22 protein-coding genes and 1 pseudogene are annotated in these 19710 nt (G+C 69.9%); 9 read left to right on the forward strand and 14 right to left on the reverse strand.

The genetic code is table 11. The features are described 5' to 3' along the window. Positions 1 to 32 precede the first annotated feature (32 nt). Positions 33 to 1844: an ABC transporter ATP-binding protein gene (locus test1122_RS24980; RefSeq protein WP_232271425.1), complete on the forward strand. Its 1812-nt coding sequence runs from the start codon at positions 33 to 35 to the stop codon at positions 1842 to 1844. A 217-nt stretch (positions 1845 to 2061) separates the two neighbouring features. Here the strand turns inward: test1122_RS24980 and test1122_RS24985 are convergent, their stop codons facing one another. After that, a complete protein-coding gene (locus test1122_RS24985; RefSeq protein ID WP_232271426.1) occupies positions 2062 to 2538 on the reverse strand; it encodes a GNAT family N-acetyltransferase in 477 nt (158 codons plus the stop codon). Next, positions 2535 to 2936 (reverse strand): NUDIX hydrolase, encoded by a 402-nt coding sequence (locus test1122_RS24990; RefSeq protein WP_232271427.1) that lies wholly within the window; start codon positions 2934 to 2936, stop codon positions 2535 to 2537. The genes test1122_RS24985 and test1122_RS24990 overlap by 4 nt, the downstream gene beginning before the upstream one ends. Before the next feature lie 72 nt (positions 2937 to 3008). On the opposite strand from test1122_RS24990, the gene test1122_RS24995 reads away from it, so the two are divergent. Then, the gene (locus tag test1122_RS24995; RefSeq protein ID WP_232271428.1) at positions 3009 to 3662 is read left to right on the forward strand and encodes a nuclease-related domain-containing protein; all 654 of its coding nucleotides are present in this window, start codon (positions 3009 to 3011) and stop codon (positions 3660 to 3662) included. 219 nt (positions 3663 to 3881) lie between these two features. Here test1122_RS24995 and test1122_RS25000 read toward each other — a convergent pair whose 3' ends face one another. Both test1122_RS25000 and test1122_RS25005 read right to left on the reverse strand, forming a co-directional pair. Next, complete coding sequence (locus test1122_RS25000; protein WP_232271429.1) at positions 3882 to 4274, reverse strand: VOC family protein; 393 nt, start codon at positions 4272 to 4274, stop codon at positions 3882 to 3884. Between the two features lie 9 nt (positions 4275 to 4283). Then, complete coding sequence (locus test1122_RS25005) at positions 4284 to 4925, reverse strand: class I SAM-dependent methyltransferase (RefSeq protein ID WP_232271430.1); 642 nt, start codon at positions 4923 to 4925, stop codon at positions 4284 to 4286. Between the two features lie 155 nt (positions 4926 to 5080). Here test1122_RS25005 and test1122_RS25010 point away from each other — a divergent pair. Further along, positions 5081 to 5299, forward strand: a pseudogene (locus tag test1122_RS25010) (L-glyceraldehyde 3-phosphate reductase); the annotation flags it as partial. Between the two features lie 14 nt (positions 5300 to 5313). After that, the gene (locus test1122_RS25015) at positions 5314 to 5829 is read left to right on the forward strand and encodes an O-acetyl-ADP-ribose deacetylase (RefSeq protein WP_232271431.1); all 516 of its coding nucleotides are present in this window, start codon (positions 5314 to 5316) and stop codon (positions 5827 to 5829) included. A gap of 34 nt (positions 5830 to 5863) precedes the next feature. Here the strand turns inward: test1122_RS25015 and test1122_RS25020 are convergent, their stop codons facing one another. The 4 genes from test1122_RS25020 to test1122_RS25035 all read right to left on the reverse strand — a co-directional run bounded on the left by test1122_RS25020 (position 5864) and on the right by test1122_RS25035 (position 8647). Further along, positions 5864 to 6154 (reverse strand): YiaA/YiaB family inner membrane protein, encoded by a 291-nt coding sequence (locus test1122_RS25020; protein ID WP_232271432.1) that lies wholly within the window; start codon positions 6152 to 6154, stop codon positions 5864 to 5866. Between the two features lie 47 nt (positions 6155 to 6201). Continuing rightward, positions 6202 to 7077: a fructosamine kinase family protein gene (locus test1122_RS25025; RefSeq protein WP_232271433.1), complete on the reverse strand. Its 876-nt coding sequence runs from the start codon at positions 7075 to 7077 to the stop codon at positions 6202 to 6204. A gap of 12 nt (positions 7078 to 7089) precedes the next feature. After that, positions 7090 to 8187 (reverse strand): S1 family peptidase, encoded by a 1098-nt coding sequence (locus tag test1122_RS25030; RefSeq protein WP_232271434.1) that lies wholly within the window; start codon positions 8185 to 8187, stop codon positions 7090 to 7092. Between the two features lie 151 nt (positions 8188 to 8338). Further along, positions 8339 to 8647: an alpha-amylase gene (locus test1122_RS25035; RefSeq protein ID WP_232271435.1), complete on the reverse strand. Its 309-nt coding sequence runs from the start codon at positions 8645 to 8647 to the stop codon at positions 8339 to 8341. 270 nt (positions 8648 to 8917) lie between these two features. Here test1122_RS25035 and test1122_RS25040 point away from each other — a divergent pair, with 270 nt between their 5' ends. Both test1122_RS25040 and test1122_RS25045 read left to right on the forward strand, forming a co-directional pair. Continuing rightward, the gene (locus test1122_RS25040) at positions 8918 to 9934 is read left to right on the forward strand and encodes a LacI family DNA-binding transcriptional regulator (RefSeq protein WP_232271436.1); all 1017 of its coding nucleotides are present in this window, start codon (positions 8918 to 8920) and stop codon (positions 9932 to 9934) included. A 234-nt stretch (positions 9935 to 10168) separates the two neighbouring features. Continuing rightward, entirely contained in the window at positions 10169 to 10591 is a 423-nt protein-coding gene (locus tag test1122_RS25045) for a secondary thiamine-phosphate synthase enzyme YjbQ (protein WP_232271437.1), read from the forward strand. A gap of 142 nt (positions 10592 to 10733) precedes the next feature. On the opposite strand, the gene test1122_RS25050 is transcribed toward test1122_RS25045, so the two are convergent. Beyond that, positions 10734 to 11408 (reverse strand): HAD family hydrolase, encoded by a 675-nt coding sequence (locus test1122_RS25050; RefSeq protein ID WP_232271438.1) that lies wholly within the window; start codon positions 11406 to 11408, stop codon positions 10734 to 10736. Positions 11409 to 11523: 115 nt separating this feature from the next. Between test1122_RS25050 and test1122_RS25055 the strand changes: the two genes are divergently transcribed. Beyond that, entirely contained in the window at positions 11524 to 13044 is a 1521-nt protein-coding gene (locus test1122_RS25055) for an FUSC family protein (RefSeq protein WP_232272067.1), read from the forward strand. Between the two features lie 68 nt (positions 13045 to 13112). Further along, positions 13113 to 14165, forward strand: a complete 1053-nt coding sequence (locus test1122_RS25060; RefSeq protein ID WP_232271439.1) for a lactonase family protein — start codon at positions 13113 to 13115, stop codon at positions 14163 to 14165. Between the two features lie 28 nt (positions 14166 to 14193). Here the strand turns inward: test1122_RS25060 and test1122_RS25065 are convergent, their stop codons facing one another. The 5 genes from test1122_RS25065 to test1122_RS25085 all read right to left on the reverse strand — a co-directional run bounded on the left by test1122_RS25065 (position 14194) and on the right by test1122_RS25085 (position 19230). Further along, positions 14194 to 15108: a sirohydrochlorin chelatase gene (locus tag test1122_RS25065; protein WP_232271440.1), complete on the reverse strand. Its 915-nt coding sequence runs from the start codon at positions 15106 to 15108 to the stop codon at positions 14194 to 14196. 121 nt (positions 15109 to 15229) lie between these two features. Further along, positions 15230 to 16237, reverse strand: a complete 1008-nt coding sequence (locus tag test1122_RS25070) for an N-acetylglucosamine kinase (RefSeq protein ID WP_232271441.1) — start codon at positions 16235 to 16237, stop codon at positions 15230 to 15232. After that, positions 16234 to 16911: a uracil-DNA glycosylase gene (locus tag test1122_RS25075; protein ID WP_232271442.1), complete on the reverse strand. Its 678-nt coding sequence runs from the start codon at positions 16909 to 16911 to the stop codon at positions 16234 to 16236. The genes test1122_RS25070 and test1122_RS25075 overlap by 4 nt, the downstream gene beginning before the upstream one ends. A gap of 62 nt (positions 16912 to 16973) precedes the next feature. Next, a complete protein-coding gene (locus test1122_RS25080; RefSeq protein ID WP_232271443.1) occupies positions 16974 to 18056 on the reverse strand; it encodes a WD40/YVTN/BNR-like repeat-containing protein in 1083 nt (360 codons plus the stop codon). Positions 18057 to 18147: 91 nt separating this feature from the next. Beyond that, entirely contained in the window at positions 18148 to 19230 is a 1083-nt protein-coding gene (locus test1122_RS25085) for an NADH:flavin oxidoreductase/NADH oxidase (RefSeq protein WP_232271444.1), read from the reverse strand. A 102-nt stretch (positions 19231 to 19332) separates the two neighbouring features. Here test1122_RS25085 and test1122_RS25090 point away from each other — a divergent pair, with 102 nt between their 5' ends. Then, positions 19333 to 19710: an ArsR/SmtB family transcription factor gene (locus test1122_RS25090; protein WP_232272068.1), complete on the forward strand. Its 378-nt coding sequence runs from the start codon at positions 19333 to 19335 to the stop codon at positions 19708 to 19710.

Consider the following 19710-nt stretch of genomic DNA (forward strand, 5'->3'; position numbering starts at 1 on the left):
ACATGGACCTCTCCACAGACCCGTAGGAGCTTATGCGTCACGATGAATTCCGGTGGACCCCATCGCCCGAAAACACCGGACAGCCTGTGCAACTCCGCCGCATTCTGCGGCTCTTCCGTCCTTACCGGGCGCGGCTCGCCCTGGTGGGCCTGCTCGTCGCGGCCGCCTCGCTGGTCGGTGTGGCCTCACCCTTCCTGCTTCGCGAGATCCTGGATGTGGCGATCCCCGAGCAGCGCACCGGACTGCTGAGCCTGCTCGCGCTCGGCATGATCGCCACCGCCGTGCTGACCAGCGTCTTCGGTGTCCTGCAGACGCTTATATCCACCACGGTCGGACAGCGCGTCATGCACGATCTGCGCACCGGCGTCTACGCCAAGCTGCAGCAGATGCCGCTGGCCTTCTTCACCAAGACCCGGACCGGCGAGGTCCAGTCCCGTATCGCCAACGACATCGGCGGTATGCAGGCCACCGTCACATCGACCGCGACCTCTCTGGTCTCCAACGTCACCAGTGTGGTGGCCACCATCGTCGCCATGCTGGCGCTCGACTGGCGGCTCACCCTGGTCTCGCTCGCCCTGCTGCCGCTCTTCGTATGGATCAGCCGCCGGGTCGGCCGCGAACGGCAGAAGATCACGACCCAGCGGCAGCAGCAGATGGCGGCGATGGCCGCCATGGTCACCGAGTCACTGTCGGTCAGCGGCATCCTGCTGGGCCGCACCATGGGCCGTGCCGACTCCCTCACCCGGAACTTCGCGAGCGAATCTCAGCAACTCGTCGGTCTTGAAGTCCGCTCCAGCATGGCGGGCCGCTGGCGGATGGCCACCATCGGCATCATCATGGCCGCCATCCCCGCGCTGCTGTACTGGTCGGCCGGGCTGATGCTGCAGGCCGGAGGGCCCGCGCTGTCCATCGGCACCCTGGTCGCGTTCGTCACCCTGCAACAGGGGCTGCTCCGCCCCGCGGTCTCGCTGCTGAACACGGGCGTCGACATCCAGGCGTCTCTCGCGCTCTTCCAGCGCATCTTCGAGTACCTGGACCTGCGAGTGGACATCACCGAGCGGCCCGACCCGGTACGGCTGGAGCGGCCACGTGGCGAAGTCCGTTTCGAGAACGTCTCCTTCGCCTACGACCCGGCCGCCGCGCCCACTCTCAGCGACATCGATGTGACCATCCCGGCGGGCGGCAGCCTGGCGGTCGTCGGGGCCACCGGTGCCGGCAAGAGCACGCTCAGCTATCTGGTGCCCCGGCTCTACGATGTCACCGGCGGCCGGGTGACCCTCGACGGCACGGACGTCCGTGACCTGGACTTCGACTCCGTCGCCCGGGCGGTGGGCGTGGTCTCCCAGGAGACATATCTCTTCCATGCCTCCGTAGCCGAGAACCTCCGCTTCGCCAAACCAGAGGCGACGGACGCGGAGATCAGGGCCGCTGCCGAGGCCGCTCAGATCCACGAGTACATCGCCAGCCTGCCCGATGGCTACGACACCCTCGTCGGTGAACGCGGCTATCGCTTCTCCGGCGGCGAGAAGCAGCGCCTCGCCATCGCCCGGACCATTCTGCGTGACCCACCGGTGCTGATCCTGGACGAGGCCACCAGCGCCCTGGACACCCGCACCGAACACGCGGTCCAAGCCGCCATGGACGCTCTCTCGGCAGGCCGTACCACTATCACCATCGCGCACCGTCTCTCCACCATTCGCGGCGCCGATCAGATCGTCGTCCTCGACGGCGGCCGTATCGCCGAACGCGGCACCCATCAGGAACTGCTGGCGCTGGACGGACGTTATGCCGCGCTCATCCGGCGCGACGCCACGGCGCGGACGACCGCGGGGGTCACGACCTGAACCCGAAGCCGACCAGGATGTGGACGCCCAGCGGCCCAGGGCCGCACAGCCACCCGGTGAGCGCAGCGCGTCGCCGATGTCGCCGCGCGGGAGACGCCATCGATGACGACGAGCCGTCACCGTCACCGAGACCACGCAGGTGCGGGTCGTGCCTCTCGGCGATGTCGGTCTACGGGACGCCCCTGATGAGGGCGACGGCTGGTGGAGCCCTTGCCGACTACTCCTTGAGGACCAGCAGATACTCTTCGGCCGTGGTACCACGGCCATGGGCATAGCCGCTGGCCTCGCCGTACACCGTGAAGCCGCACTTCTCCAGGACCCGCAACGAACCCGGGTTGTCCTTGGCCACCCGCCCGTAGAGCGGGCGTTCCGGATGTGCGGCGAGGAGCGCTGTCAGGGCGCGGGTGGCGATGCCACGCCCCCAGTGCGCGCGGCCGATCCAGTAGGTGACCTCGCGTTCCTCGGACGGGCCGTAGATCATGATGTGCCCCGCGATATCGCCGTCATGCATGATCGTCCGCTTGACGACGTCGTCGGCGCTGAGAATCCGGTCGAAACGGGCCTGGTAAGCCTCCCGGTCGGCGGTGTCCTCGGCGGTGAAGGCCGCCATGTACACCGCATCCGGTTCTTCCTGATGTCTGAAGAAGACATCCACATCGCCCGGTTCGATATCCCGGAGTGTCACCTTGGTCATGACAGCTGTCCCGCGGCCTTGAGGTCATCGAAGACCAGCCGGTCCACCGGCGCCGTACGGTCGCGGTCGGCGTACGAGAGCCAGGCGACCTCCTCGATCTCACCGCTGGCAGTAACCGTGCCCTGAAAATCGGCCGTATAGCAGGCCATCCGCACTGTGGCGCCCAAGCCGTGCCCGTCCGCCGCCGCCTCGTAGGTGCCGAAGTGCCGGGCGCTCTGCGCCAGCAACGTCACGGTCAGCTCCTCCTCGACCTCGCGCACCAGCGTCTGCACATCATTTTCACCCTCGTGCCGCTTACCGCCCGGGATATAGAAGAGCTCTTTGCCATATGAGCGGGTGCCCAGGATCCGCCCCTCCCGCAGCTGGATCCAGGCGACTGTGTCAATCACTTCGATCACCGGCCGATTCTCACATACAGCCGCTGACGCCGACCGGCTGTCGGTGGTCTCATGGCTGTCTGGGGGTGTCGCATGAAGGAGCCATACGGGAGCGGTCCGCTGTGGCTGCATCCCGACGACGACCTCGCGCCCAATCGCCCTGGTGAGTCGCTGTACGCCAAGGTGGAGTCCGCGCCGCAAGGCCGTGCGCCCGGGTGGCTGGCCCGGCTGCTGGGCAGGCCATCGGAGGCCCAGGAGTGGCGCCGTGCGCTGCTCGGCGCCCAGATAGCGGGCGCGGAGCTGGAACGGCTCACCGGCCGCGGCTGCCGGGTGCTGCACTCCATCCCGCTGCCGGGCGGTGTGGATATCGGGCAGCTGCTGATTGGCCCCGGCGGGGTCTTCTCCTTCCATGTGCGGCACCATCGCAAGGCACGGATCCGGGTGGGCGATGACTCGGTGCGGATCGGCACGGGCCGGCCGCGTCCGTACGTCCGGCAGAGCCGCCGGGAGGCGGTGCGGGCAGCGCACGCCCTCACCCGGGGCTGTGGCTTTCCGGTCGAAGTCCGGCCGGTCCTGGTGCTGGTGGCGGCGGCCCGGGTCATCGTGGCCCCCACGCTGCGGGATGTGTGGGTGCTGCGGACGCGGGACCTGGCGGCGCTCGGTAGCCGGGGCGGGGTGCTCAAGCCCGCCGATATCGAGGCCATCCACAGCACAGCCCGCGACCGCCGCACCTGGCTGAACGCGTGACCCCAGCCCCCGCCCCGTGTTGTGGGCACTCGCAGCCCCGCGAGGGGCTGTGGGTGGGCACAACACCGGCCACCGGCCCGCACTCAGCCAACCCCGGGGCCCGGGGCGAAGCCCCGGTTTCCGGGAAGGGGCGGGAATTGGGGAAACCCACCCGCGGCACCCCCGGCCCCGGGGCGTAGCCCCGCCACGCGGCGGAGCCGCAGGGAAGGCGGCTGGGGGCTACCGGCGAGTCAGCGGCACCACAGGAGTCGCGTAGGGGTCAGGCCTGAACACGCAGAACTCATTGCCCTCCGGGTCCGCCAAAACGTCCCACTCAATCTCCTTGTCCCGCCTCCGAATCAGCGTGGCCCCCATGCCCAGCAACTCCTCCGTGTCACCCCACACATCGAAGTGCATACGGTTCTTGACGGTCTTTGGCTCCGGCACCGGGTTGATCCAGATGGACGGGCCCTCCCCTCGCGGATCATGGATGGGAACCGGCCACTCGGCCGGCGCGGGTGGCTGCCCGGCGGGGGCCTGGCGCCGGGCGTATCCGAGTGCGGCGCACCACCAGTCGGCAAGTCTTTGATGGTCGATGGCGTCCAGGGCCAGGTCCTTGAAGCGTGCGGCCATGCCGGGACTCTACAGCGGGCGGTGCGCGACGCCGCGGATGTGGAAGGAAACAGGTGTGCGGATCGCCGGAAAGAGAAAGCGGTCGAGTGAGTCAACGGTGAAACCGGCGTGTTCAATCCCCGCCAGGGTGTCCCTGCCGGTGTGGCAGCCACCCGTCAGGCGCGGCCACAGCGTGGTGTCCAGCAGGCGCTGCGCCCGGACCAGGAAGCGCGAATCCGCCCTGACATGCTCCAGGAAACGCAGCTGGCCGCCGGGCCTGAGCACACGCCGCAACTCGGTCAGCGCGGCGTGCTGATCGGGCACCGTACACAGCACAAGCGAGACGACGGCGGCATCGAAGCTGGCGTCCTCGACCGGCAGGGCATCGGCGAGGCCGTCGACGACGGCTACCGGCACCGGTGCCTTCACGGCGGCGTCATGTGCCATCCGGCGCAGCCTTGGCTCCGGCTCGACCGCGAGGACACGGGTGACCGACTCCGGATAGTGGGCGAAGTTGAGCCCGTTCCCGGCACCCAGCTCGATCACTTCTCCGGTGAGGCCGGACAGCAGCGCGTCGCGCTGGCTGCTCATGCCCCCGCGCTCCATCGCGCGGCTGACTCGGGCGTAATAGCGCGCGAATACGGGACGGTTGACACGGGCGTTCCTGGCCATCGGTCCCCCAGGTCGGTGCGTAGTTGTCTCCCGCATGTATATCCTGACGTAAACAACATTACGTGGGGGAGCGGCCGTGAGCGCCAGGCGGCGCAGGACGAGCGTGGCGGTGAGCGCGATCTACGATGGGTGCCCCGTCACACAAGGGAGCCACGGTGACCTATCTCGCCGCCGACGACCGCTACGCCGCCATGCAGTACCGCCGCTGCGGCCGCAGCGGGGTGCTGCTGCCCACCGTGTCGCTCGGCATGTGGCACAACTTCGGTGACACCGCCCCGCTCGCCACCCAGCGCGCCGTGCTCCGCCGGGCCTTTGACCGGGGGGTCACCCACTTTGACCTGGCGTCGATATCCCCTGACCCGCCCAGCCCAGCTGGCAGCATGGCCCCATGGCAGCCATCACCCTCGTACACGGAGACATCACCGAGCAGCGGGTCGACGCCGTGGTGAACGCCGCCAACTCCTCGCTGCTCGGCGGCGGAGGCGTTGACGGGGCCATCCATCGCAAGGGCGGCCCGGACATCCTCGCCGAGTGCCGACAGCTGCGCGCCTCGCGGTACGGCAAGGGCCTGCCGACCGGGCAGGCCGTGGCCACCACCGCCGGGAAGCTGCCCGCCCGCTGGGTCATCCACACCGTGGGCCCGGTCTGGTCCAGTGAGGAGGACCGCTCCGCGCTGCTGGCCTCCTGCTATCGGGAATCGCTACGGGTGGCAGCCGAGCTGGGTGCCCGCACGGTCGCTTTTCCGGCGATCTCCACCGGTGTCTACGGCTGGCCTATGGACGATGGCGCACGGATCGCGGTGCGTACCGTCCAGGAAGCGGGCGGCGACTTCGATGAGCTGCGCTTCGTACTCTTCGATCCACCGGCCTACGAAGCCTTCGACGCCGCCCTGAGAGATTCCTGACCCCAGAGACTCCTGACCCCAGAGACTCCTCACCTCAGAGATTCTTGACCTCAAACGGATCATGTTCTGTGATCAGCTTGTCGATCCGTGCTTTGTCCACCCGGGTGGTCACCTCCTGCATCTCCTGTCGGTCGCGCACGCACTTGGCCAGCGTGAACGATGAGGAGACAAGGAAGAGAACACCGAGCGCGAGGAAACCCCGCTCCCACGGCCCGAGCGGCATATACGCGACACCGACGGCCACCGCGATCAGAGAGAGCCCGAAGGAGGCGGCGGCCTGTACGAAGAACGCGGCCGTCGCGGGCCGCTGCACTGGTGTGGTCATGGGCACAGGGTGACGGAGGCTCAGGCGGTCGGCATGAGTATGCATACTCAACTCTGCCTCAGCGCCGCGCGGGCCGCCGCACCGCACTGACTCCCATAGCCGCCGCCGAAATGGGCGGCATGCACCAGGAGATGCTGAAGCTGATGCAGCGGGACTCGCGCCGCACGGCCGGGGACCGGGCGGATCTCCTCGTACGCGGACAGAATACGGGGGAGCCCGGGGCATCCGAAGAGTTCCAGCAGGGCCAGATCGGTCTCGGGGTGGCCGCCCTGGGCAGCGGGGTCAATCAGCCGGGCACGGCCGTCAGCGGACCAGTGCACATTGCCCGACCACAGATCCCCATGGATGACGACGGGCGGCTGCGGCTCGCCGGCGACCTCATCGATCCGCGCACACAGCCGCTCCACGGCCCGGGCGTCGGCGGGCGCGATCCCGCCGTTGTCCACCGCGCGGCGCAGAAAGGGCAGCAGCCGGTACTCGGCATGGAAGGCGGGCCACTCCGTGGGTGCGGAGACAGGCTCCGCGGGGCAGGTGAGCGGCAGCGGACCGAGGTAGCAGGGGCGGTCCGGGGTGCCATAGGAGTCGGCCGGGGTGCTGTGCAGCCCGGCCAGCTCACGGCCGAGCCGCTCGGCCTGTGCGGAGGAGGCGGGCCCCGGTTCGATCCACTCCAGTGCGAGGAGATCGGGCTCGGTGGCGAGCACATCGGGCACGGCCACGGTGCCGGTGGCGCGCAGCGCGGCCAGCCCGGCGGACTCCGCTGCGAAGAAGTCCGCCGGGGCATGGGCGAGCGTTTTGGCGAAGACCGTCCGGCCATCGGTGAGCGTGATCCGCTGGGCATCGCAGACGGAGCCACCACCCACCGGGCGGGAGCCGGTGGCCGCACTGCCGGTGAGCGCGGCCACCCGGGAAGCCAGAGGTGTCATCCACCGATGATCTCAGAGGGACGGGTCTATCCGCGCGTCCATGGCCTGCAGCGCCGTGGTGACCGGCTGGAAGAAGGTCACACCGCCCTGCGTACAGTCACCGCTGCCGCCGGAGGTGAGACCCACTGCGGCGTCGCCGGAGAACATGGCACCACCGCTGTCACCGGGCTCGGCGCACACATCGGTCTGTATGAGGCCGTTCACGATGTCGCCATTGCCGTAGTTCACCGTGGCGTTGAGGCCGGTCACCGTGCCCTCGCTGAGGCCAGTGGTGCTGCCGCTGCGCTGCACCGGCATACCGACGCTTGCCTCGGCGGCTCTGTTGATCTGTTGGGTGGTGCCATTCTTGAGATCCACGGTGCTCGGGGCCTCGGCGTTCTGGTCGTCATAGCCCACCAGCGCGAAGTCGCTGCCGGGGAACTGCGATGTGACGGTGGTGCCCAGCGGCTGGGTTCCGGTCTGGTCGGCGCTCCATATCTGTCCGGCGCCGCCGCAGTGACCCGCGGTGAGAAACGCCTTCACACCGTTCACGCTGACGTTGAAGCCGAGGGAACAGCGCGAACCTCCGCCGAAGATGGCGTCACCGCCGTCCGCGAACGGCTTGAACTCCCCTGCGGACCGCTGGACGGTGACCGTGTCCCGCATCCGGTTGGTGGACTCGGTGAGCCTGTCCCACTTCTCGCCGGTGACCGTGCTGTCGGCGACAACCACGACCTTGTTCGTTCTGGGGTCGATGGACCAGGCGGTGCCCGGCACTGATGCCCGCTCGCGCAGTGCGCTGATGGTGTCCCGCAGGACCGTCATGCTGTTCTTCACCACTCTCGGCTCGGCGCCCTGGGCCTGGGCGCTGTCCGCTGCCTCCTCGTTCAGCACATTCATCACAAGCCGGCCGGAGCCGTTGTCGAAGTACCAGCCCGCCGCTTCCGCGCCGAGTTCCGAGGCGAGCTCCGGGCCGAGCCGTGCGGCGTCCTGTTGGGTGAGCGTTCTGGCGGCCGACGGCTGGTCGGGGCTCGCGTTGGCGCTGGGCAGCAGGACGGCGGCCGTGACCAGCCCGGCCGCGGCCGCTCCGGCGGCGACTGCGGCGCGCTTGTTCACTCGTCGGTGGCTCAATTCACTGACCTCCAGCGGGCAGAGACCTTCGTGGACCTGTGCTTCTTCCACCGACTCATACGCACCCCGCGCCCAACTCACTCAACCCAAGGGAGGTTTCATCATCTGGATCTCGCGCCACGCAGGTCCCCAGGCTGCCCGGACGCTGGGTTCAGCAGAGCTCCATGTGTGTGGGGTGGTTGGCGTTAAAGCCGTACCCGGCGAATGTCGCCGTTTGCTGGGGCTCGATCAGCCTGCAGGGGCTCACCATGCCGTCCGTATACACCACCTGTACGGACTGTGGGTCTTCGCAGCCGTTGGTCACAAAGGTGTAGCGCCAGCTGGAGGCGTAGCTGACACAGGGCGGCGGCGCCCCGTCCTGGGCGACCGCGGTACTGAAGGGCGTGACTGCCAGGGCGGTGCCGACCAGCACCGGCACGGCGGCGGCGCGCAAGCGGACGTGAATGCGGACGTGGGCCATGGAGACAACTCCCTCTCCTCGAAGGTGACGGGCACTCATTCTCCCGCAGCTGCAAGTAATTTCAGTGTCTTGCGCAAGAATGACGGGTTACCAGCGGGGTGAAGGCCAAACGGCTGCTGGCACACAGCTGAGGGCGGCGATCAACGGAAGCTCACCCGCTCCAGCCAGGGCTCCACACAAAGACATGCGGGCACCTTATGGAGGTCCCAGCGCAGCACCCATACCGCTTTTAGCGCGTGAACCCGTGCGTAGCATGCAGAGGTGGCGCGCATGGTGGGAATCAAGGATGTCGCCCGACGGGCGGGAGTCTCAGTCGGCACGGTCTCCAATGTGATCAACCGTCCTGAGATGGTCGCCGAGGAGACCCGTGAGCGGGTCCAGATCGCCATCTGCGAACTGGGCTATGTCCGCAGTGAGTCGGCCCGGCAGCTGCGGGCGGGACAGAGCCGGATCATCGCGCTGCTCGTACTGGATATGGCCAACCCATTCTTTGTAGATGTCGCCTCAGGCGCGGAACGGGCAGCCCGGGAGGCAGGGCTCGGCGTGATGATGTGCAACACCGGGCAGAGGCCCAGTGAAGAGGCCGAATATCTCTCGTTCTTCGCTGAACAGCGAGTGCGCGGCGTGCTGATCACCCCGGCGGACCCCAGCGGCCGTAATCTGGCTGAGTTCCGACGGCACGGCATATCGGCCGTCCTGGTCGACCGGGTGCTGCCCGGCAGCCCGGAGGGTTGCTCGGTCTCCGTCAACGACGTCGCTGGCGGCAGACTCGCAGCGCGGCATCTGCTTACGCAGGGACATCGCGGCTTGGCCTATATCAGTGGCCCTATGCACCTTGCCCAGTGTCAGGACCGCCGCACGGGCGCCCTGGAGACGCTTGAAGAAGCGGGCTTACCGGAGGCAGAGCTGCGCCATATCGAGACGGCGCGGCTGGATGTGGCGGCGGGGCGGGACGCGGGGGCGCGGTTGCTGGGAATGTCGCCGAGGCCGACAGCGGCGTTCTGCGCCAACGACCTGCTGGCGCTGGGGATGCTGCAGGCGCTCTATGGCGCTGGTGTCTCGGTGCCGGAGGAGATAGCACTGGTGGGCTATGACGATATCCACTTCGCCTCGGCCGCCGCCGTGCCGTTGACCTCGGTGCGGCAGCCGGCGTACCGGATGGGACATATGGCCGCCGAGCTGCTCATCGAGGAGACCGGTGACCGGGCGGGCCGGCATGAGCATCAGCGGATCGTTCTCCAGCCCGAACTGGTCGTACGCAGCTCCAGCGTCGCGGCGCACCGCTAGCCGAACCGCGACGCCGCCGCCCGTCGCTTGCGCACCGTAAGCATCGTGTGCCACGCATCTACACGCAGCCAATTCACCAGCACCCACACGTTCGGGCGAACAGGTTCGTCTGTTCGCTCGCTGTCGAGCAGGCACGGATACCCCGATCGGCTGGCCGGAGGCCCGTATCCGACCGGCCCAGGCGTTGGACAGGCCAGTCTGTCCCCCACCGCCGGGGCGTTAGAGGATGGAGGTATGAGCGACCGCTTCAGCACACGCACCCTCGATGTGACCACCGGCTCCGGGGAGGCCGTCGCCGATCTCACCCGCGACTGCGAGGCCTTTCTCGCTGAGGCCGCGGGGAGCCGCGACGGGCTGCTCAACGTTTTCGTTCCGCACGCGACCGCCGGTGTCGCGATTCTGGAGACCGGCGCCGGGAGTGACGACGATCTGCTCGCCGTGCTGCAGGAGCTGCTGCCCGCGGATGACCGCTGGCGCCACCGGCACGGCAGCCCCGGGCATGGCCGTGATCACGTGCTGCCCGCGCTGGTGCCGCCGCACGCCACGCTGCCGGTCATCAGCGGACGGCTGGCGCTGGGTACGTGGCAATCCGTCTGCCTGGTCGATACGAACGGGGACAACCCGAACCGCCAGGTCCGGCTGACCTTCCTCTGCTAGCGGCCCGCCCTCCGCCCTGGGGCCCCGGACGAAGTCCGGGGGGAGGAGACTGCCCACAACACTTGGGGTCGGGGCGAAGCCCCCAGTTTCGGGAAGGTGGGGTCGCCTCCCAGATGGAGGGTCAGGGGAGAAGATCCCCCGGTCAGAGCCAGTCGTAGGCGGTTTGGGCGTCGAAGTCTTCCTGGCCGCCGGGGAAACAGAGCCCTGCCGTGGTGAAGGCGGGATCGTCAGCGGTCTCCGGGAGGTAGGGCACGGCGATGCACCGCATCCCGGCGCGGCGCGCCGCCTCCGCGCCCGGGGCGGCGTCCTCCACCACCACGCACCGGGCGGGCTCGGCCCCAAGGCGCTGGGCTGCTTCCAGAAAGACATCCGCGTCCGGCTTGCCCCGCTCGACCTCCTCAGCCGACACATAGCGCGGCAGCAGATGGCTCAGGCCGGTCCCTGCGAGCACCGTCCCGATGGCCGTCCGGGAGGACCCCGAGGCGATAATCATCGGATGCCCGGCGGTGTACAGCTGCTCCGCGAACTTCCGCATCTCCGGGAACACCTCCGTGGAGGCGCGTGCCAGCTCCAGGTAGGCCTGGTTCTTCTCCCTCAGCAGCTGGTCGACCGGAGCGTCGATGGCGTACTCCTCGCGCAGTGTCGCCAGGGTCTCCCGGGTGCCGATCCCGATGAAGCGCTGGTGGTCCTGCCAGGTGAAGCCGGTCACCCCGTGGCTGATCAGGACGCGCCGCCCCGCCTGGTAGTAGTTGGGCTCGCTGTCCACGAGTGTGCCGTCGAGATCGAAGATCACCGCGGTGCCGGGGGAGTCGTTCATACGCACAAGCATGCCAAGGCGGCGCTCCACCGATTTGGTTGTAGGGGACAAGAGATGCTTTCCTCTTGGTCGTATCAGCATGCGGACAGAAGTGAGCGAGCCGAGCGTGAAGAGGATGTTCGTGGCCCCGGACCCGGGGCGGGTCAGGCTGCGCACCTCACTGCGTGCGGTGCTCGGTGTCGCCCTCGCCGTCGCGGCCGCCGCGCTGGCGGGGCTTGGGCTGGTGCCCGCCATCACCGGTGGCGTGGCCGCGCTTCTCGCGCTCTTCACCGTCACCGACCCGGCCATCTCCCGGCAGGCGGTCACCACCGCGCTGCTGCCGGTGATCGGCCTGCCGGTGCTGGCGCTCGCCGCCGTGCTGCACGACTACCCGCCGCTCCGGGACGGGGTCTTCCTGGCGATCGTCTTCGCCGGGGTGTACGCCAGGCGCTGGGGTCCGCGCGGGAACGCACTGGGCATCTTCGCGTTCATGATGTTCTTCGTCACGCAGTTTCTGCGGCCTACCACAGGTCAGCTGCTGGAGCTGTACGCGGCCGTGCTGATCGCGCTGGCCGCCAGCTCAACGGTCCGATTCGGGCTGTGGTGCATCGAGCGCCGCACGCCTGCGCCGCCCGCTCCCGCCCCGCTCGAGGGCCCGGGGCTGCGCAGGCCCACGACGCGGCAGGCCTTCCAGGCCCTGGTCGCGTGCGGCTTCGCGCTCGCGGTCGGCCAGGCGGTCTCGCATGAGCGCTGGTACTGGGCGGTCGGCGCCGCTTGGTGGATCTTCGTTAATACCGCTTCACGCGGTGAGACGCTGGTCCGTGGCTTCCGCCGGGTGCTTGGCACCGTCTGTGGAATCGCCGCCGGGCTGCTGGTCGCGCTGCCGGTGGACGGCGCGATGGCGCCCACCGCCGCACTGGTCGCCGTCTGCGTGTTCGGGATCTTCTACACCGCGGCCACCTCATACAGCTGGATGATGTTCTTCGTGACCGTCATGGTCGGGCTGCTCTATGGGCTGCTCGGGGTGCTGCACGCCGGACTTCTCGGACTGCGGTTGCAGGAGACCGCGGTCGGTGCGCTCGGCGCCGCCCTCGCGGTGGCGTTCGTACTTCCGATCACCACTCATGCCGCGACCCATGCCTGGATCCAGCGTGCCCTGATCTGTCTGCGCCACTGCACGGCGGACGCGGCGCGCCGGCTCAGCGGGGACACGGCCGCCGACCCCGCGCCGCGCGTCGCTGAGCTGGAGCTGCTGCTCGGCCGGGTCCGCATGGCGCTCGCGCCGCTTGTGCACCCGCTCAACCCGCGGCGTGCCCGCAAGGCCCGGGCCCGGCAGATCCTCGTGCTGCTCGACGACTGTGCCCGGCAGGTACGCGGCCTGGCCGAGGTCGCCGCCGACCCGGACGCCTCACACGACGCCCGGCTGAGCGCCGCCTGTCAGCGTGTGGAGACGGCGGTGTGGTGGCTGGTACGGCAGGGGACGCCCGGCGCCGGTCCCAGGACCGCCGTCGCACCGCACGGCGCCGTACGCGCCGTACCGGAGCAGCACCCTGGGGCCGAGCGGGCGCTGGCTCATCTGCATGGTCTGGAGAGGGCCCTGGCCGGGCTGGCCACACCGCTCCACAGTGCGCCCCACGCGCCCCTGACGCCCGCTTGACCCCAAGCTCCGGTCCAGACCAACTGTTACGGTCACCTTGACGGCCAGCTGAGGGAAGAGGCGGCGCGATGGGCGGCACGGTCAGTGGGCAGCGGGCATACATCGGTTCGTTCACCTCGGCGGGTGGTCGCGGTATCACCACGGCTGCCGTTGACTCGGACAGCGGCGCACTGAGCGTGCTGAGCCATGCGGACGTCGTTCCCGATCCCTCGTATCTGGCTCTCGCCTCGGGCTCGGGAAAGCTCTACGCGGTGAGCGAGACCGATGACGGCAAGGCGGTGGCGTTCTCCCTCGCCGATCCTGACAGGCCGCTGCTGGCTGGCGGTGTCGTGCCGGTGGGCGGGGCCGCTCCCACTCATCTGGCGGTCGCGGCGGGGCAGCTGTTCACCGCCAACTACGGCTCGGGCAGCGTCAGCTCACTGCCCCTACGGGCCGACGGCACCCCCAACGGACAGCGGCTCGCCGTGCTGCCGCACAAGGGGCACGGCCCGGTTGCCGAACGGCAGGAGGGGCCGCATGTCCACGCCGTGGTGGCCGACGCCGGCTGGCGCTGGCTGCTCGCCACCGATCTGGGCACCGACTCGGTGTGGGTCTACCGGCTTGACCACGTGGGCGCTGCCCCAAGCCCGCACCGCGAGGTGCCGATGCGGGCGGGGACCGGACCCCGGCACCTCGCTTTTCATCCGCACGGTGAGTGGGCGTATGTCATCAATGAGCTCGACTCAACGATCACCAGCTGCCGCTGGGACGCCGAGGCCGGTGCGCTGGAGCCGCTTGTGGAGACTCCTACCCGGCCCGCTGGCACGCAGGGGGCCAACTACCCTTCTGCCCTGGTCATCTCGGCGGACGGCCGGTTCGCCTGGGCGGCCAACCGGGGGGACGACAGCATCGCCGTGTTCGCCCTGGGCGGCCGTGATGGGGCCATGGAACTGCTCGCCACCGTGGCATGCGGCGGGCACTGGCCGCGTGACCTGGCGCTCGATCCAGCCGGACGGCACCTCTACGCGGCGAATGAACGCTCCGGCGAAGTGGCCTGGTTCACCATCGACGCGGCCACCGGAACCCCGCGCCACGCGGGCGCGCTGGCGGCTCCGGCGGCCAGCTGTGTCGTATGCGTGTGAACTCGCCGTCTGAACCGGGTCGCCTGATTCAGCGCACCGGGGCGCCCTGTGGGGATTGCTGGGCGATGCCGACCTTCGCACCGTACGCAGATGCGACCAGCTTGCCGATCGCCGGGTAACCGCCCAGCGGTTCGGCGGACTGGCAGCCGGCCTCCTGTGCGGCGGCCGTCAGCAGGTCCTCCGGCACCTCGGGGCCGATCAGGCACGGGGCGAGTGCGAGCTGCTGCGAGCCGGAGGCGTACAGCTGCTCAGCGGTGCGGCTGATGGCGCCCTCCTCGTCCAGCGGGGCCGCCAGTACCGGCACCGCCAGTCGCGCGGCCAGCAGCATGCCGGTGATGCCCGCGACCTGTACGGCCTCGTCGCCGCCCACGGTCGCCAGGATGATGCCATCGGCGGCGGTTGCCACGGTGAACAGCCTGGCACGGTCGGCGCGGGCCAGACCGGCCTCCGAGAGCCGCACATGCACGGCCTCGGCGAGCAGCGGGTGCGGGCCGAGCACATCGGTCAGCTCGGCGCCGGAGCCGCTGTTCAGCACGGCCTGGCGTATCCGGCGCATCAGCGCGGCGTCCGGGCCTGCCAGCAGCGGGACCACTACGGCGGCGGGTGCCTGTCCGGCGTTCTCGTCCGCGCTGTCCGGGGCGGTGCGGGCGGCTTGCTCGGCCGCGGTCTGCGTCAGCACGGTCTCCAGTGCCGGGAACTCCTCGCCGTCACTGTCCACATAGCCGATCCGGGCGTCCAGACCAGGAAGCTCGGAGCGGGCAATGCTCAAGGTCTCCTCGGCGAGGCTGCGGGTCGCGCTGGTCGGCGTGCCGGGGACAGCCAGCACCAGCGCGGGCGCGCCCTCGGGGGCGACGACGGGCTCCGGTCGGCGGTGCCGTCCGGGCTGGCGGGGACGCGGCATTCGTACGGGCAGGCCACCTTCGGGCCCAGTGGGGGAGCTCATGGCCCGGCATGCTAATGCCTTGATGGGCTTGGCTGTTCGGGCGGGGCAGACCAGTCCGGTTCTGTCCTGATTCCTCCCGCGCGTCGTCCGTTGCTTCGGCCCGTGTTTTTGGCCGGTTCGCTCAACTGAGGTGCAGGAGTGCTGGATCAGCTGGTAGCCGTAGCGTTCCCCCGGCCAGTCGCCTCGCGATCAGCAGCGCTCCGGCCAGCGGGTCACCCGCCGCCGGGACGGTCCGGACCTGGGGCACTCGCTCGCTGAGTTCCGTGCGCAGCGGCGCGAGCAGGGGCTCGCCGATGCGGAACAGTCCGCCGGTGAGCGCCAGCGCGCTGCCGTGCGCCGTGGGGCAGACGGCGGCAGCCGAGAGGGCGATCTGCCGGGCGGCTTCCCGGAGAATTCCGGTCGACACGGGGTCAACACCGGCGCAGCGGGCAACTTCCGGGGCGAAAGAGGCGAGCATCGCGGGCCGGTCCGTGCGCGAGTAGAGCTGACCCGGCAGGTCATCCAGCGGCCCGAAGGCCTTCTCCGCACGGTCCAGCAGCGCCGCGGATCCCTCCGCGCGACCGTCGTACGCCCGCATCGCGGCTGCCAGCCCGGCCCGGCCGATCCATGCCCCGCTGCCGCAGTCGCCCAGCAGATGTCCCCAGCCGTCCGCCCGCCGCCAGGACCCCAGATCCGTGCCCAGGGCGATCATCCCGGTGCCCGCTGCCACGACCGCGCCCGGCCGCTCACCGAGCGCCCCGGCGTACGCGGCCACCGCATCGGCGGCCAGCGCCAGCCGCCGCACCCCGAAGGCCCGGGCCAGCGCGCCCGGCAGCTCGGCCCGCAGCCCATCGCCGAGCGTGGCCATCCCGGCCGCGCCCACACAGACGGCGGCGATACGGCCGCTACGGTCCCCGGCGTCCGCCTCGGCCAGCAGCCCATGGGCGGCGGGCAGCAGCTGTTCCAGCAGATGCGCCGCATCGATCCCCGAGGCCCCGGTACGAACCGGCTCCCCGTAGACGACTCTGCCGCCCGGCTCCGGCACTCCACCGTCCGCGGACACGGATACGGGCGCGGGCGCGGGCGCGGGCGCGAGGGCGATTCGTAGCCCAGAACCCCCCGAGTCGACCCCCAGCACCCAGTCGGTCATGGCAGGCGCCAGTCGACCGGCTGGGCGCCCTGCCGGGCCAGCAGATCGTTGACCCGGCTGAACGGCCGGGAGCCGAAGAAGCCACGGTCCGCCGACATGGGGGAGGGGTGCGAGGACTCCACCGAGGGGATCTCTCCCAGCAGTGGACGCAGATTGCGGGCGTCCCGCCCCCACAGGATCGCCACCAGTGGCTTGCCCCGGCTGGCCAGCGCCCGGATGGCCTGCTCGGTGACCTCCTCCCAGCCCTTGCCACGGTGCGCGGCGGGCTTGCGCGGCGCGGTGGTCAGCGCCCTGTTGAGCAGCAGTACCCCCTGCTGGGTCCAGGGCGTGAGATCACCATTCGACGGCCGGGGCAGTCCAAGATCGCTGTGCATTTCCCGGAAGATGTTCTCCAGACTGCCCGGCAGCGGTCTGACCTCAGGCGCGACCGAAAACGACAGCCCCACCGCGTGCCCCGGAGTGGGATAGGGGTCCTGGCCGACGATCAGCACCCGCACATCGTCGAAAGGCTGCTGGAAGGCCCGCAGCACATTCGGGCCCGCCGGCAGATACGTGCGCCCTGCGGCGATCTCCGCCCGCAGGAAGTCGCCCATCGCGGTGATCCGTTCAGCTACGGGCTCCAGCGCCTTGGCCCAGCCCGGTTCAACGATCTCATTCAACGGTCGTCCAGCCACGGGCCGTTACCCTACCCCCTCCCGCTCTGAGCCAGCGCGCCAGCGGAAGAGAGCCCAATGGCTCATACCGCCACCGCTCGCACACACAGCACATCGGGCAGATGCGCGGCCACCTGGCCCCAGCTGTCGCCGTCATCCGCGCTGGCGTACACCTCACCATTGCGGTTGCCGAAATACACGCCCGCCGGGTCATTGCCATCCGTACAGAGCGCGTCGCGCAGCACCGGGCCGTGGTGCGGGGCGTCCGGCAGGCCGGTGCCCAGCGCCTCCCAGCTCGCGCCCGCGTCCTGGGTGCGGTACACCCGGCAGCGGTGACCGGCCGGGACCCGGTCCACGTCCGCGTTCAGCGGGAAGAGGTACGCGGTGTCCGGGCGGCGGGGGTGGGTGACGACCGGGAAGCCGAAGGTGGAGGGCAGTCCCGCTTCGATCGGGGCCCAGCGGCGGCCTCCGTCATCACTTCGGTACACACCCCAGTGGTTCTGCAGATACATCCGGTCGGGGTCGGCCGCGTCCCGGGCGACCTTGTGAACGCACTGCCCGAACTCCGGATCGGGGTCCGGGAGGAAGACCGCCGATACGCCCTGGTTGGCAGGCGCCCAGCTCTTGCCGCCGTCCTCGGTCCGGTACACCCCGCCGGCGGATACCGCCACCGTTACCACCCGGTCATCGCGCGGGTCGACCAGGATCGTATGCAGCCCCAGTCCGCCACCGCCTGGGTGCCATTTCGGCCGGGTGGGGTGGTCCCACAGGGGACGGACCAGCTCAAAGGTCTCGCCACGGTCGGCCGAGCGGTACAGCGCGGCCGGTTCCGTCCCGGCGTAGACGACGTCCGGCTCCCCTGCACCGCCCGGAGCGAGCTGCCAGATCCGCTCCAGCGAGGTGCCGGTGTCCGCGGGGAACCTCACCGCGGGCTGCGCCGGCTCACGCCAGGTGGCACCCAGGTCATCAGAGTGGAATACGGACGGACCCCAGTGCGCGCTGTCGCCGCCGACCAGCAGCCGGGGCGTGGCGTGGCGGGTGTCGATGGCGAGAGCGTAGACCGCCTGGTCCCTGAAATGCGGTCCGTCCAGCTTCCAGGAGCCACCTCGCCTACGGCCCAGGAAGACACCTTTGCGTGTGCCGATTGCGAGCAGTACATCAGTCATGCCGGACACCTCCGGGACGCCGTTGTCTCTGGTGGGCGAAAGTCTGCCCCCCACCACTGACAACCGAGCCCCGGAAGCAGTGACCCGCTGGTCAGGCGGCACGTCCATACTGCTTCGGGAAGCGCTGGACCGCCGCGCCCAGCTCGCGTGCCGCGCGATGCGCCCAGTACGGCTCGCGCAGCAGCTGGCGGCCCAGCAGCACCGCGTCCGCCTCGCCATTGGCGAGGATCTTCGCCGCCTGCTCCGGCTCGGTGATCTCGCCGACCGCCGCCACCGGCAGCCCGGTCTCCGTCTTGACCCGTGCGGCGAACGGCACCTGATAGCCCGGCCCGGTGGGGATCGTGACACGCGGGGCGTTCCCGCCTGTCGACACATCAAGCAGATCCACTCCGTGCGCCTTCAGCTCCCGGGCGAAGCGCACCGTGTCATCGGCGGTCCAGCCGCCCTCCGCCAGCCAGTCGGTGGCCGAGATCCGGAAGAGCAGCGGCAGCTCCTGCGGCCACACCTCACGCACCGCGTCCACCACCTCCAGCGCGAAGCGGATGCGGTTGCCGAAGCCGCCGCCATAGGCGTCCGTGCGGTGATTGCTGTACGGCGACAGGAACTCACCGATCAGATAGCCGTGTGCGCCATGCACCTCCACGACCTCAAAACCGGCGTCGAGCGCCCGCCGCGCCCCCTCCGCGAACTCCTGGACGATGCGCTCTATCTGTTCCCCGGTCAGCTCATCCGGCACCGGGTGGCCCTCGTCGAAGGGCAGCGGGCTGGGGGCGAGTGGCTGCCAGCCGTGCTCCTCCCGGCCGAGCGGTGCACCACCCAGCCAGGGCCGGCCGGTCGACGCCTTGCGTCCGGCGTGGGCGAGCTGGATGCCGGGAACGGTGCCCTGTTCCTTGAGGAAGCCGGTGATCCGCCGCAGCGCCGTCACCTGCTGCTCGTTCCAGATGCCCAGGTCCGCGGGGCTGATCCGGCCCTCCGGGCTGACCGCCGTCGCCTCCACCAGGATCAGCCCGGTGCCGCCGGTGGCCCGTGCCGCGTAGTGCGCGAAGTGCCAGTCGGTGGCGACGCCCGCGTTCGGGCCGAAGACCTCTGCGGAGTACTGGCACATGGGCGCCATCCAGACGCGGTTGGGCAGGGTCAGCGACCGCAGGGTGCAGGGCTCGAACAAAGCGCTCACGGCAGGCTCCTCGTGGTTTCTCGCCGGGTTGGCGCTCGTACGATACGCCTCGTAGTACGGCGGGTGTCAAACTACGATGAGTCTCGTACAATCGGTCCTGTGATGACCCGAGCAGAGCAGCCCCCGACAGCCGGACGCGAGCTGGAGCATCCGGCGCGCGCGGAGATCCGGCTGGAGCACGTCCTGCACGCCCTCGCCGATCCGATGCGGCTGGCGGTCGTACGGACCCTGGCCGCGTGCGAGTCCGAGCTGACCTGCTCGGCCCTTGAGCTGCCGGTCAGCAAGTCCACCTGCACCCACCACTTCCGTGTGCTGCGTGAGACCGGGGTGATCAGCCAGATCTACCGGGGCACGGCCAAGATGAACATGCTGCGCAGGGACGATCTGGACACCCTCTTCCCCGGGCTGCTCGACTGCGTTCTCACCGCGTCCGCCCAGGAGGCCGCCCGGTCTGAGAGCTCACGGGCCCGACGGAGCTGA

Origin of the sequence: Streptomyces gobiensis, assembly GCF_021216675.1 — a bacterium.
Lineage (GTDB): Bacteria > Actinomycetota > Actinomycetes > Streptomycetales > Streptomycetaceae > Streptomyces > Streptomyces gobiensis.